At 62.9% G+C, this 12,929-nt stretch carries 18 protein-coding genes; all 18 read right to left on the bottom strand.

What is annotated here, in order from left to right; genetic code table 11:
• Positions 1 to 5: 5 nt before the first annotated feature.
• Positions 6 to 287, bottom strand: a complete 282-nt coding sequence (locus tag BES08_RS24005; RefSeq protein ID WP_009450537.1) for a VirB3 family type IV secretion system protein — start codon at positions 285 to 287, stop codon at positions 6 to 8.
• The gene (locus BES08_RS24000) at positions 287 to 619 is read right to left on the bottom strand and encodes a TrbC/VirB2 family type IV secretion system protein (protein WP_024899162.1); all 333 of its coding nucleotides are present in this window, start codon (positions 617 to 619) and stop codon (positions 287 to 289) included. The genes BES08_RS24005 and BES08_RS24000 overlap by 1 nt, the downstream gene beginning before the upstream one ends.
• The gene (trbB, locus tag BES08_RS23995) at positions 616 to 1,608 is read right to left on the bottom strand and encodes a P-type conjugative transfer ATPase TrbB (RefSeq protein WP_024899161.1); all 993 of its coding nucleotides are present in this window, start codon (positions 1,606 to 1,608) and stop codon (positions 616 to 618) included. Before trbB ends, BES08_RS24000 begins: the two co-directional genes overlap by 4 nt.
• A gap of 146 nt (positions 1,609 to 1,754) precedes the next feature.
• Positions 1,755 to 2,216, bottom strand: a complete 462-nt coding sequence (locus tag BES08_RS23990; RefSeq protein WP_009450541.1) for a ribbon-helix-helix domain-containing protein — start codon at positions 2,214 to 2,216, stop codon at positions 1,755 to 1,757.
• A 14-nt stretch (positions 2,217 to 2,230) separates the two neighbouring features.
• Positions 2,231 to 4,219 carry a conjugal transfer protein TraG gene (locus BES08_RS23985; RefSeq protein ID WP_024899160.1) on the bottom strand — a complete coding sequence of 663 codons (1,989 nt, stop codon included), beginning with the start codon at positions 4,217 to 4,219 and terminating at the stop codon, positions 2,231 to 2,233.
• Between the two features lie 175 nt (positions 4,220 to 4,394).
• A complete protein-coding gene (locus tag BES08_RS34770; RefSeq protein WP_024899159.1) occupies positions 4,395 to 6,467 on the bottom strand; it encodes a relaxase/mobilization nuclease domain-containing protein in 2,073 nt (690 codons plus the stop codon).
• 313 nt (positions 6,468 to 6,780) lie between these two features.
• Positions 6,781 to 7,491: a lytic transglycosylase domain-containing protein gene (locus BES08_RS23975; RefSeq protein WP_069709519.1), complete on the bottom strand. Its 711-nt coding sequence runs from the start codon at positions 7,489 to 7,491 to the stop codon at positions 6,781 to 6,783.
• A 4-nt stretch (positions 7,492 to 7,495) separates the two neighbouring features.
• On the bottom strand, positions 7,496 to 7,831 hold the full coding sequence (locus BES08_RS23970) for a DUF736 domain-containing protein (protein ID WP_010336155.1): 336 nt from the start codon (positions 7,829 to 7,831) through the stop codon (positions 7,496 to 7,498).
• 35 nt (positions 7,832 to 7,866) lie between these two features.
• On the bottom strand, positions 7,867 to 8,412 hold the full coding sequence (locus BES08_RS23965) for a S26 family signal peptidase (protein WP_015740155.1): 546 nt from the start codon (positions 8,410 to 8,412) through the stop codon (positions 7,867 to 7,869).
• On the bottom strand, positions 8,409 to 8,927 hold the full coding sequence (locus BES08_RS23960) for a DUF2840 domain-containing protein (protein WP_015740154.1): 519 nt from the start codon (positions 8,925 to 8,927) through the stop codon (positions 8,409 to 8,411). The genes BES08_RS23965 and BES08_RS23960 overlap by 4 nt, the downstream gene beginning before the upstream one ends.
• Positions 8,924 to 9,178: a hypothetical protein gene (locus BES08_RS23955; protein ID WP_069709518.1), complete on the bottom strand. Its 255-nt coding sequence runs from the start codon at positions 9,176 to 9,178 to the stop codon at positions 8,924 to 8,926. Before BES08_RS23955 ends, BES08_RS23960 begins: the two co-directional genes overlap by 4 nt.
• On the bottom strand, positions 9,175 to 9,828 hold the full coding sequence (parA, locus tag BES08_RS23950) for a ParA family partition ATPase (protein ID WP_066700619.1): 654 nt from the start codon (positions 9,826 to 9,828) through the stop codon (positions 9,175 to 9,177). The genes BES08_RS23955 and parA overlap by 4 nt, the downstream gene beginning before the upstream one ends.
• Positions 9,825 to 10,970, bottom strand: coding sequence for a replication initiator protein A (locus tag BES08_RS23945; RefSeq protein WP_024899156.1), 1,146 nt, complete (start codon positions 10,968 to 10,970; stop codon positions 9,825 to 9,827). The genes parA and BES08_RS23945 overlap by 4 nt, the downstream gene beginning before the upstream one ends.
• 19 nt (positions 10,971 to 10,989) lie before the next feature.
• Positions 10,990 to 11,271, bottom strand: a complete 282-nt coding sequence (locus BES08_RS23940; RefSeq protein ID WP_010336149.1) for a helix-turn-helix transcriptional regulator — start codon at positions 11,269 to 11,271, stop codon at positions 10,990 to 10,992.
• A gap of 136 nt (positions 11,272 to 11,407) precedes the next feature.
• On the bottom strand, positions 11,408 to 11,905 hold the full coding sequence (locus tag BES08_RS23935) for a DUF2285 domain-containing protein (protein WP_244430476.1): 498 nt from the start codon (positions 11,903 to 11,905) through the stop codon (positions 11,408 to 11,410).
• Positions 11,841 to 12,173, bottom strand: coding sequence for a transcriptional regulator domain-containing protein (locus tag BES08_RS34170; RefSeq protein ID WP_231958351.1), 333 nt, complete (start codon positions 12,171 to 12,173; stop codon positions 11,841 to 11,843). The genes BES08_RS23935 and BES08_RS34170 overlap by 65 nt, the downstream gene beginning before the upstream one ends.
• Before the next feature lie 128 nt (positions 12,174 to 12,301).
• On the bottom strand, positions 12,302 to 12,577 hold the full coding sequence (locus BES08_RS23925) for a DNA -binding domain-containing protein (protein WP_015740148.1): 276 nt from the start codon (positions 12,575 to 12,577) through the stop codon (positions 12,302 to 12,304).
• 60 nt (positions 12,578 to 12,637) lie between these two features.
• Entirely contained in the window at positions 12,638 to 12,904 is a 267-nt protein-coding gene (locus BES08_RS23920; RefSeq protein ID WP_024899154.1) for a helix-turn-helix domain-containing protein, read from the bottom strand.
• Between the last annotated feature and the right edge of the window lie 25 nt (positions 12,905 to 12,929).

The following is a 12,929-nucleotide window of genomic DNA, read 5'->3' as shown; positions in this document are numbered from 1 at the left end:
CGCCCTCACACCGACAGATGACCGGGTATGCGCAGATGCCTACGGCCCACCTCGACAAAAAGCGGATCGCGTTTGGCAGCCCATACCGCGAGGAAATGACCGACCGCCCAGATGGCGATGCCAACCAGCCAGAGACGAAGGCCGAGGCCGACGGCGCCGGCCAGCGTGCCGTTGACGATGGCAATCGAACGCGGTGCGCCGCCGAGCAGGATATGCTCGGTCAGCGCCCGGTGAACCGGGATGGAGAAGCCCGGCACCGCATCGAGCTGTTCAAACCCGCCCGCCATCAGATGAGCGCCCCGCCGCCGAACGAGAAGAACGACAGGAAGAAGCTCGACGCGGCGAAGGCGATGGACAGGCCGAAGACGATCTGGATCAGGCGGCGGAAGCCGCCGGAGGTATCGCCGAAGGCCAGCGCCAGGCCGGTGGCGATGATGACGATGACGGCGATGATCTTGGCGACAGGACCCTCGATCGACTGGAGAATTGATTGAAGCGGGGCTTCCCAGGGCATCGACGAGCCGGAGGCGTGCGCGGCGGGTGCCAGCATCAGGTTGATGGAAACAGTGGCAGCGGCGGTTGCCATGATGCGGCAGCCGCGTGAAATCGTGCGGATCATGAAGGGTTTCCTTTCGGGGTGGTTGCCAAAGTGATGGGATGCGTGATGGCGTAATCGCCGTCCGGCCCCAGCCCATCGACGCGGGCGAGTTCAACCAGCCGGCGGGAAGAGCCGCGTCCAGCAAGAACGGCGACGAGGTCGATTGTCTCGGCAATCAGGGCGCGCGGGACGGTGATGACGGCTTCCTGGATGAGCTGTTCGAGGCGTCGCAGCGCGCCAATGCCGGAACCGGCATGGATGGTGCCGATCCCGCCCGGATGGCCGGTGCCCCAGGCTTTAAGGAGGTCGAGAGCTTCGGACCCGCGCACCTCGCCGACCGGGATGCGATCCGGGCGCAGGCGCAGCGACGAACGCACCAGGTCGGAGAGGGTCGCCACGCCATCCTTGGTGCGCATCGCGACCAGATTGGGCGCGGCGCATTGCAGTTCGCGCGTGTCTTCAATGATCACGACGCGGTCCGAAGTCTTGGCGACTTCTGCCAGCAGCGCGTTGGTCAGCGTGGTTTTTCCGGTCGAGGTGCCGCCCGCGACAAGGATATTGGCGCGCGTAGCGACGTTCAGGCGCAGCACCTCGGCCTGAGCACTGGTCATGATCCCAGCGTTTACATAGTCGTCGAGCGTGAACACCGCGACGGCAGGCTTGCGGATGGCAAAGGTCGGCGCCGTGACGACAGGCGGCAGCAACCCTTCGAAGCGCTCTCCGGTCTCGGGCAGTTCAGCCGACACACGCGGATTGCGGGCATGAACCTCGGCGCCGACATGATGGGCGACCAGCCTGACGATCCGCTCGCCATCGGCAGCCGACAGCCTCTCCCCCGTATCGGCCAGCCCTTCGGAGAGCCGATCCACCCAGATGCGGCCATCGGGATTCAGCATCACCTCGACCACAGCTGGATCTTCCAGAAACCGGGCAATCGATGCACCGAGCGCGGTGCGCAGCATCCGCGCACCACGCGCAATCGTCTCGGGTTTCTGATGTGATGCGGTCATGGCGGCCCCATTCATGGCGGGACGCGCAAAAGACGGACCCCGGATTGGGGTCGATTAAAAGAACCTGATTTAGGGCCGTTTCAACAGATGTTTACGCGTGTGCGGGCATCGGCGGCGCAGGGCGGTAAATAGGATGGATCGAAAGTTCAGAGCTGGTTTCCATCCGCTTCGGACTGGCCTTGTGACGAAAGATCGTGAAGCGAATCCATATCCCGCGACAACTCTTTCAGGAACCTGTCGCCGGAAGCCAGGCGCTTGCCCAGCGTCTGCATGAAGCCTTCGAAGCGCTCGTTGCCCTTGATGCGCGCCGATTGTTTCGCGCTATCTGACAGCGGCGGCGTCATGGTGAGCCAGAATTGTACGAACAGCGAAAGCGTCTCGCCGAGGATGGCGACATCTTCGTCCAGCATATCGAACTGGCGGCCAAGCTTATCCAGGCGTCGCGACATTGCGGCTTCCAGCCGTTCGGTCGTGTCACCGGACAGGAAGGATGCTACCGCAGCCTCGATCACTGCGGATTTTGAAACATTGCGACGCAGCGCCAGACCCTCGACCTGCTTCAGCAGATCCGGGGAGAAGTAGACATTCATGCGGGTGCGACTCGTCATGCCTGTCTTCCTTCTCAAAGCTCGATGCCGTCATTTGGGTCGAGTGACGCCTGCCGCGCGACCATGCGCATCCGCTGACGCATGGCACGGGCTTTGGCGGCATCGACGTCGGGCTCATCATCGAGAAAATCGAACTCCTGCGATGGCGGCGGTGGCGGCGGGATGATTTCCTCATGCTCGGGAAGCTCCGGCTCACGACGGATACCGGCATTGGCAGGATCGTCGTCGGACGTGTTCGACGTGGGGCCGTGGCCGGCCGCGGCCGCAACAACACGGCTCGTCCAGTCGTCTGGCGCCGATGTTGCCATCTTCACCGACGGCTTGCGCAGATCGGGCGGCGGCAGCACCCGTTCCTGAAGCCGCGCATCGGCATAGTAGCGCGCCTTGGCGGCGCGGATGGGCGGCACACCCGCTACCATGACGATCTCGTCGGTTGGCGGAAGCTGCATGATCTCGCCCGGTGTCAGGAGCGGCCGCGCTGTTTCCTGCCGCGAAACCATGAGATGCCCGAGCCAGGGCGCGAGGCGATGACCGGCATAGTTGGTGGAATCGCGCATTTCTGTCGCCGTGCCGAGCGCGTCGCTAATCCGCTTGGCGGTGCGTTCATCGTTGGCAGCAAAGGCGACACGCACATGGCAGTTGTCGAGAATGGCGTTGTTCTGCCCATAGGCGCGCTCGATCTGGTTGAGCGACTGCGCGATCAGGAACGCTTTGAGGCCGTAGCCGGCCATGAAGGCGAGCGCCGATTCAAAGAAATCAAGCCGCCCGAGCGCGGGGAACTCGTCCAGCATCAACAGGAGACGATGGCGTTTTCCGGTGGTTTCCAGTTCCTCGGTCAGCCGCCGCCCGACCTGATTGAGGATCAGACGGATCAGCGGCTTGGTCCGGTTGATGTCCGAGGGCGGTACGACGAGGTAGAGGCTGACCGGTTCTTTTGCTCCGACCAGATCAGCAATGCGCCAGTCGCAGCGGGCCGTCACGCGGGCCACGACCGGATCTCGGTAGAGACCGAGAAAGGACATCGCCGTGGACAGCACGCCGGAGCGTTCGTTCTCGGACTTGTTAAGCAGTTCGCGTGCCGATGAGGCGATGACGGGATGCACACCGGCTTCGCCCAGATGCGGCGTGTCCATCATGGCGCGCAAGGTCGCCTCGACCGGACGGCGCGGATCGGACAGAAAGCTCGCGACCCCCGCCAGCGTCTTGTCCTTCTCGGCATAGAGAACATGCAGGATGGCGCCGACCAGTAGCGAATGGCTGGTCTTTTCCCAATGGTTGCGCTTGTCGAGACTGCCCTCGGGATCGACCAGAATATCCGCGATGTTCTGGACATCGCGGACTTCCCACTCCCCCTGACGGACTTCCAGCAGCGGGTTGTAAGCTGCGGAATGCACATTGGTCGGATCGAACAGCAGGACGCGGCCGTGATGGGACCGGAAGCCGGCCGTCAGATTCCAGTTCTCACCCTTGATGTCGTGCACGATGCAACTTCCCGGCCAGGTCAGCAGCGTCGGCACAACGAGACCGACGCCTTTGCCTGATCGGGTGGGCGCGAAACAAAGGACATGCTCGGGGCCGTCGTGCCGGAGATAGTCCTTGCTATGCCTGCCAAGGACCACGCCATCGGGACCGAGCAGTCCGGCAGCATGGATTTCCTTGTCCTCGGCCCATCGCGCAGAACCGTAGGTGGCGACGTTGCGCGCCTCGCGCGCCCGGATGATCGACATGAAAAAAGCGGCGGCGATAGCGAACAACGCCCCGGACGTGGCGATGAACGCGCCTTCGGTGAAAATACCGGGCGCATAGGCGTCATAGGAAAACCACCACCAGAAGAAGGCCGGAGGATAATAGACCGGCCATCCCGCAACATCGAACCATGGATTGCCGAGCTGGGGCTGAAAGCCAAGGCGGAAGGCCACCCATTGTGTCGAAGTCCAGACCATCACCAGGACAATGGTGAATACGACAATGATCTGGCCCCAGAGTATTCGGCCACCACGCATACAGGCTCCAATCGGCAAGAGAGTCGGAGCCGATCAAAGAATAGACGTTTTCGAAAGCGGCAACAGGAAAAGCAGGGGTGCCGTGTTGCCGGATACTATCGGCGGCACATCGGACAGGCCCTTTCAGATGCCGATGTCGACAGAACAATTTGCGAGGTGCCAGATCGGCAAAGGCTCAAATCCCGAGTCCTCGTGTTCGCCCCATTTGCCACGATACCGATCCACCCTGCACGATGCCCGCAACCTCGCGGCCGAGCTGGCGGTCGATCACTGGCCGCCATGGGACAAGAGTGAACTCGTGGCTCTTTTCGACAATGGCGAACTTGCCGCTCGATAGATGTGCGGTCCCGGTGAACTTGCCGCTGATATTTTCGCCATCGGCAGCCGCCCGGAACGGCAACGCCTTGCTCTCAGCCATCTCTGCACCGACGCGGGCCACTTCCCGTTCCCGCAGATTGGCGAGCAGGTTGCGCCGATAGAGAATGCGTCCATTCTGCTGCCGCGTGGCATCGCCCTGTGCGATATGATGCTCGCGGCGCTGGTCCATCGCCTCTCGTACCTGTTCCCCGAACCCTGCCGGGGTAATATCCGAGGCGTCCGACGTAACCAGTCGCCGGTCCAGCCAGGTCGCACCATCGGCGCCGATCTGCTTTTCCAGGTCGAAGGTCGAGACGACACGGATGCTGGCCTGCCGGTTGCGACCGGCATCATAGGCAGTGGCGCGGCTTTCGAAGTCTTCCGGGATGCGATACCGGTCGGCGTCGATCCGCTCGGCAATCCCGGCCCGGCGCAACGCCTCCAGCCGCCGGACATGGGCATCGACATAACCCTCGTAATCCCCGCCCGGCACACGCCCCTCGAACTTCGCCTGTTCGAGGTGGCGGCTCGGGCGATAAATGCCATTCTCCGAGATCGCAGCGATGGTGCGATCGGATGGGCGCTGTGCTGTATCGGCGGGACCGACCTCGATGATGCTGCCAATCCGGGCGTCTTCGACGCGGGCCGGATCAATGCCGGGAAGATGGTGTGTTCGCCCGTCGATGCCGTCGACCACGAGGGTCAGGTTCTCGCCCATCTCGTCGGTGAGATATTTGTCCACGACGCGGCCGGTGATGGGCGCCGCGGGTGCGGCATGGTGAAGCTGGAAGGTCATCGGATCACGTTCCTGCCCATCGGCCTTCAGCGCCTTGTGCATGTTGCGGATGATGTCACCGCGCTCACCGAGTTCACGCAGCGCCGGTTCCATCTTCGCGCCAAGCTCCCAGACGCCGGGTGCATGTTCCGTAGCCAGCCCCATCTTTTCCAGCTTGGCGAGACGGCGCAGGCGAAGTGTGCGGTTGAACTGGCGGCGTGCATCTGCCGGTTCGTGGCGCAGATCGAGGAACCTTTCGTCGGCTTCCTCGGTCATGGCGCGGTCGATGCGCGTGAAGCGGTCCTGATCGATTTCGGCAGACAGCTTGCGGCTCTGCTCGATCTCGGTCACGGGGCCGAGTTCCAGCGTGGTCAGTTCGCTCGCCCGCTCACGAATGCCATTGGCGAGATAGTCGCCATTGATGACCAGGTTCTCGCCCAGATCGTCCTTGCCCCGAACGATGACATGGACATGGGGATGGCCGGTATTGTGGTGATTGACAGCCACCCAATCGAGTTTCGTGCCAAGGTCGGCCTCGATGCGGCTCATCAGATCGCGGGTGTGTTCGGTGAGGTCGGAAAGATCGGCGGCATCTTCGGGCGAGACGATGAAGCGGAACTGGTGGCGGTCATCCTTGCCGCGTTCAAGGAACGCATCACCATCGGCGCGGTCCTCGGTGGCGGAATAAAGCTGACCACGCTCGCCATCACGTGAGGTTCCGTCGCGCTGGATGTAGCGCAGATGGGCAGCCCCTTTTCCATTCTTTCCCGCGCTCTGGACATAACGGGTTTTGACGACGACGCGGCGCACGCCGGCCGCACTGTGCCGCCAACCGCCCGACAGGGTTCGGGCGCGGACATAGGCCGCGCCACGGCCACGCTTGACGCCCGGACCTTTGCCAGCGCGCGATGCCTTCCCGCTCTTTCCGGCCGAACCCGATGAGGACGACGAGGACGTCCGTGATGCGAATGACGATGATCTACTAGGGCTGTTGCTAAGCTGACGCGCCAGCTTCTTCGCCTGCGTCAGAAAGCTCTTCGCCTTGCCTGCCTTCGGCACGTCCGACCTGATGCGGCCTGGCTTCGGGCGAAAGCGATTCTCGTCGTCGGCGCTCATGAGCCCATTCCCTGCCGTTTAGACACGGAAACGGCAGATATTAGGCTATAGTGCCGGTCAAAACCCAACAAAGCCAAGGCTTTGCGCCATATCGCGGCACCCGAGACCCAAAAGCAGGGTGCCGTGCGCCGCGCCCCAAAACAGTGTGCAGACAAGGGCTTGCCCAGAAACCGCCCCGACAGGGTGCCGGTTTCCTTTATCTTGCCCTCCGCCTTTCCTTCCCTTTTTGCCCTTCCTGCCGGGAATGCTGCCAGGCGCACCCAAGCCTGACTGCACACCGGAAATGGACCGAACGAGCGCGTAAACGCCATGCTCATGGCTTGTCGCCATCGCTCGCAAGGGCCACGAATATGCCGCTGTCCTGCGGCTCCTGAACGGCGGGATCGCGCAGAGAAGCGGTTGCGTGGATGTCGCTCGATGGCTGATTAACCGCCGCTGAAATGCCGCCGGCTTGCGCAACGAAGAGCGGGGCTTCGCGCCAATCCGGTGGCGGCGGCGGCACGATCGTCGGCACATCAGGCGCAGTCGCCCTGCCGAGAACAGGTGCGAGCGTGGCGACATAGGCGCGTGTTTCTGCGGGCAAAGTGCGACCTGTCGCCAGATGCTCGTCATAGCGACCGGGACCGGCATTGTAGGCGGCAAGCATGGCCGCGACATTGCCATAGCGGTCCCACATCTCCCGCAGATACGCCGTACCTGCGAGGATGTTGTCACGCGGATCGTAAGGATCGCGCCCGAGGCCATGGCGGCTGCGCAGGCCCGCCCAGGTATCGGGCATGACCTGCATCAGTCCCATCGCGCCCGCCGATGAAATGGCGCGCACATCGCCCGCGCTTTCCACACCCAGCACGGCCCGAATCCAGTGCTCTGGAATGCTGAAACGCTGTGACGCCTCTGCAATGAAAGCAGCATGGGGATGCGCGGTAACAGGCGCGGGTTGCGGCGTGACCTGCGCCATGGCCGGCATCGAGCCGCTGCCAGCCGACAGAAGGGCCGTGAAGAGAAGAAGGGCGCGGGATCGCATGATCTCAGTCCCGATCTTCGCGGGGCCGCGGGCGGCTCCAGTGCAGCGACCATGACGAGCCTGCATCGTCGTCGCGAAACAGATTGGCGCGGATCGGCTGCGGTAAGGCGGGATCGTCGAGCAGCACCGAGAGATATTCGCCAGCCTTTTCGCCGGTGCGTTTCCATGCAGCACCGACCTCCGGCCCGTCATGTTCAATGAAATGGACGCGATAGTCCGGCGCATTCTCCGCATCGGAATGTTCGGCGGGCACGATAACGAGATCGCGCTTCATGGTGAGCGTGACGAGCTGACCGGCGAAGCCGGATGCGTCACGCGCAAATTGACCGATCTGTGGCATGGTATGTCTCCTGTGTTTGTGGATTTGGCGTGGGTTCAATGCGTGGCCGCCCGCCATTCGTAGCGGCCATCGCCTTCCTCATCGGTCCAGAGCGGGAGCGCTCGCCCGATGACGGAACTGGCGAGAACAGGTCCGAAGTAACGGCCGTCGAGGCTGTCCCGGATGTCCCAATTCATCAGGAAGAGTTCGCCGTCGCGGATGATGCGGCAGCCCTGCCAGACCGGCAGATCGCGGCCCATGCGGTCGCGCTCCAGTGCGGCGCCCATCTCGACGTTATCGACGGTGATCGTCGCACCGCTGCGGCAGACGCGCTGTCCCGGCAAGCCGAGGACGCGTTTCAACAGCGGCACGCCCCGCCCGATATAGCCGCGCTCGACCATGAACTGCTCCAGCGGTTCGGGCGGCGCGATGACGACGAGTTCTGGAATTTCGAGCGTATCGGCGGGAGCAACCGTGTAGAAGCCGATGGGCGCGCTGGCAGTCGCGTTCCAGATCAGCCGGGTTGGCAGATCGGCAACCGCCGTGGCGACAAGCGTGCCGACGGCCAGCATGGACACGGCGAGGATATGACGGCGGCTCATGTCCAGATCCTCCGGCGGTTGAGCCACGCGGCATGGCGTTCCGGGGTGTAGGGGTTGGGTTCCTGACCGGCACTCAAGCGGTTGTGGACGTGCCGCCAATGGTCCGGCGCAACATCCGCCGGATCGATGCCAAGCGCGTCCACGGCATCAATCAGGGCCAGCACCCGCTGGACTTGTCGCCAGCCATCAATACGCAGCAGGATCTCGCAGCCAGGACGAACGAAGGGCACGGTCTGGTACGGTTCGCCGCGACCAACGGCGCGCAGGATGTCGAGCCGCGAGACGATGGTGCCGTAATCGTTGGAGGCCCAGCGGACGAAGGCAAAGATGCTTTCGGGCGCAAAACCGATCAGACTGCAGCGGCGGTCGATGATCTGCTCAAAGCTCTTGTGACCGAACCTGATCCAGCGCTCGACCTTCTTCTTCTGGAAGGTCAGTTCGACCAATGTGGTGAACGGAGCTGGTCCGCCCGGCCGCGGATGTTCATGCACTGCACACGCGGTCTTGCCGGTCATGGCTGATCTCCTTCGGTGGGTGGAAACTCGCGGACCAGCAGCTCGCGCAACATCACGGCGACCGTGACGCCGCGCCGGAAGGCAGCGACCTTGATGCGCCCGCGTAGCTCGGGCGTGATGTCGATGGTCAGGCGGGCGGTAAACGCATCGGCAGCCATCTTTCCTGTTACCGGTGTATCGGCAGCCCTGACCCAGCTATCGGGATTGCCGGGACGCGATGCGAAGCCGGATTTGGCGGGTGGACGTGTCATCGCACAATCCTCCCGAGCCCGAGGCTATCGATCTCGGCCACCAGGGCTGTGACCTCCAGTGCAGCCCGTTCGCCGCCATCGGTCTCTGAGACCAGTCGCCCGGTTTGTGCGGCTTCAGCGAAGGCGACGCGCTGGCCGATGGTCGTGGCCAGCAAGGGTGGATCGTGGTCCGCTAGTGTTTGGGCCGTTTCGCGGGCGATGATGGTGCGCGCACCGCATCGGTTCAGCAGAAAACGGGCGGCAAGCTCGGGACGATAGATGCGTGCTTCGCTCAGAAGCGCCAGCATCTCGGCCGAGGCCCAGCCGTCGAAGGGCGATGGCTGCACCGGGATCAGCGCCAGATCGGCTGCAAGCAGCGCAGAGCGCATCAGACCAGCGACACGGGGCGGACCATCAATGACGACATGATCCGCGTCACGCGCCAGTTCCGGCGCCTCCCTGTGCAGGGTATCGCGGGTAAGTCCGATGACGGTGAACAGCCTTGGCAGCCCTTCATCGCTGCGCCGCTCCGACCAGTCGAGTGCGGAGCCTTGCGGGTCGGCATCGATCAGGATGACGCGCTTGCCTTCCGCGGCCCAGGCTCCGGCGAGATGCAGCGCCAGCGTCGTCTTGCCCACGCCGCCTTTCTGATTGAGGAGCGCGACAATCATCGCCGTCCTCCCGGTTTGCCGAGAGGAAGTTCAGGCGTGCTTGTTGACGCGGGCGATCCTTGCTTTGGGGGTGTCAGCTTGCCTTTATGGGCACCCGATCTGAGGGCCGCACCAGCCTTCGCGATGAGCTTTTCCACATCGCGCTGCCGCTCTTCAAAGTTAGATTCTGTGTTAGACTCTAAGTTAAGGGCGCGATTTTCGCTTTTGTTACCGAAGGATAGGAGGTGTTTGGGTTCCCGATAGCACGAGCCTCCGGTTCCTGATGGCACGATAGTCCGGGTTCCCGATAGCACGAGACTATCCACAGGTTTTCCACAGGCCGGGACAGGCTCGAAAGCGAGCAGCATCCGGCCGCCGGTTTCGACCTCGGCGAACAGGGTGTAGCCGGGCAGTGGCTGGCGGCGGATAATGTCGCGCAGCTCGAAGGCGAAGCGCTTGAACGGCGACAGACTGCCCGATTTCTGGTGCAGGTGACGGAAGTCGAACCGCCAACCGTTTTTCTGCCGCCCACCATGCTTGCGCACCAGGCGATAGAGCCATCGATCCAACCCGCCGGTCAGATTGAAATAGGCCCGGTCGATGGTGAGGATCAGGGCGTCATCCAGAACCGCACTGTAGAACCAGTCGGGCACGATCATCTCGATGCCGTCCGGGCGGCCATTGGCATCGGTCCGCTCGTGCCATTCGTTGATCCACGAAAAACGATGTCGCCGTCCATTCGCGCGCTGGCGGATCGAGGTTGCAACCGTGGTCGATTGCAGCCGGTCCAGCGCCGCCTTCAGGCGCTGATAGTCCCTCAGGGAGGTTCCGCGCCCTGTGAATGTCAGGATTTCATAAGGCGTTGCCGCCATCAGGCGCGACGTGCGCAGACCGGCGTCCCGCGCTTCCACGATCTGGCTGGCCGCCCAGATCAGTATATCGGCGTCCCAGATCGTCGCCATACCGTGATCGGGAACAGCTTCGACACGGATCGAGACGTTGCCCAGCGCAAAGTCAATTGGGCGGATACGGTGCGATTTGGAAAGGGAAAAGAAAGGATAAGCCATGAGATCCTGCGCGTCTCGTGGCGCGAGTTCACCGGGAAGCGCCCGAAACAGATCGAGTTGCCCGCGTTCCGAGGCGGATGGGTGCTGCGCTGCCATAGAGGGCTGACCGCCGTGTTCAGCGCGTAATGCGCTTGGGCGAGGTGAATGCGGTCGGCGGCAGAGGTTTCGCCGGGAGAACCTGTCCGCGTGGGTCCGACGTGGAGGTAACCGATCCGCGTGCAACCCAGGCTGCGAGATCCTCGACCGAATAGACAACGCGGCCGCCGAGCTTGTGATAGGCAGGTCCCGTTCCGTAGGTTCTGTGCTTTTCCAGCGTGCGCGCGGACAGGCTGAGGAAATCGGCAGCTTCCTTGGTGCGCAGGTAGCGTGGCGGCAAGGCGGCGAGATCAGGTCGCATGGGGTGGCCTCCGTGGTTGTGCAGGATGCCGCTGACGATCAACGGCATGACATGCGCACGGTGGCGAAGGCGCGGCGGCAAGGGGGATGAGGAAGATCGAAGGGGTAGAATCCTCACCCTCGATCAGACGTCAGTGTCAGGGTTTGCGACGATGGCGCAAAAGGTCCTGATAACCGCCGTCGATCAGCGCGGCGGCAGATCGGACAAGGGCGATGACAGAGGCGCGCAAAGCCGATGTCTTCCACGGCTCAGCGCGAACGCGCGCCTCTCCGTAGATGGCGATGGCAATCTCACGATAGGTCGCGTGGTTGGCGTTTCCGTCGGCAGCTTGCATCATCAGGCGAAACCGCCGGCGCTGATACGGCGTCATCCTGGGGTCGCGGCGCGCGGGTTTCCCGGCCAGCATGTGCCAGAGCCTGAGAATGGCTTCGAGCCGATCCGGCAGATTTTCGTCAAGTGGCAGAATGATCGCCGGCTGCGAATTGGCATCGGTGTCGGCGAGGATCAGATATTGAACGCCGTCTCTGGCGTCACAGACACCATATACCCCCTCTGGTCCGCAGATGGCATCAGCAAGATCTACCGATAAGGCGGACGGAGAAGGCGGAAGAAAATCGGGCGCTGCCCCGAGCATCAGCATGTCCGGATTGGCAACAGGCGACCAGATGACCGGTTGGTCGAGCGCGGAAAAGCCGGGGTCTGCCGGGAAATCGCAACCCCCAGCGATGTTGGACGTGATCCGCAAGGGGAAGATGCCCGGCGCCTTGCGCTACAAGGTCATCGAAACAGGCCTGATAGGACGCGTTACGGCGCAGGCATTCCCAGGCGACGCCCTCAACGGGCAGCGCATCGTAGAATTCATACTGGTCCTGGTCTCGCCAGCGGGATGTATCCGGCTTCATTGCTCCGCTCCTGGTTGAAACTGCACAGGTGGAGCGTGAAAGAATTGCGGTGCCTCTACCGAGATGGAAGCCAGAACAAGGACATAGGGTGATGCTCTGAAGGCATCACTGGTGCGACGGCGGCGAGGTCAGGTCCGATCTGTCGGATGACGCAGCAGCTGACGATAGCCGCTCTGTGTCATCCAGCGCGCCCGTCCCAGATGGCTGTCATGGACCTGCCGGGCGCGTTCAGGTTCCCGAACAGGATCAATTCCGAACAAAACATTAACGACTTCGGCCCATTCCGCCCCATCATCGGCCGCATCGAGCAGCCGCATATAGAGCTTGATATGCGCGCGGTCATATTCGGTCAGCTCGTCGCTAACAGGCGCGATGTCGTCGAAGGGGGCGACCGCGGACGTCATGTCGATGGTCGCCACAAGCCACAGGCCGCAGCAGCGGATCGATGATGGCGCCTGCGCCGATCAGACGTCGCGGATCTGTCGGTGTCTCTTCTCGTCTTGGTCATGAACCAGCAACACTCCTTGCCCGCGATCCGTGGACAGGAGAACGATCCCTGCTGCTTCAAGCGCCCGGCGCACCTGATCCCGCGTTGTCTCATACACCTCCAGCCGGTTCTCGGACTCGAGGCGCTTCAGGGCAGTTAACGATATTCGGGCCTTGTCAGCGAGCGTCTCCTGCGTCCAACCCAGTAACGCGCGCGCGGCCCGCGACTGTCGAGCGGTGATCATGCATGATCACCTCCCATCGCGACCG

The sequence above is a fragment of the Novosphingobium resinovorum genome (assembly GCF_001742225.1).
In the GTDB taxonomy this organism is placed as follows: domain Bacteria; phylum Pseudomonadota; class Alphaproteobacteria; order Sphingomonadales; family Sphingomonadaceae; genus Novosphingobium; species Novosphingobium resinovorum_A.
Note: the sequence above shows the minus strand (reverse complement) of the source record. Positions and strands in the feature narration are given on the sequence as shown.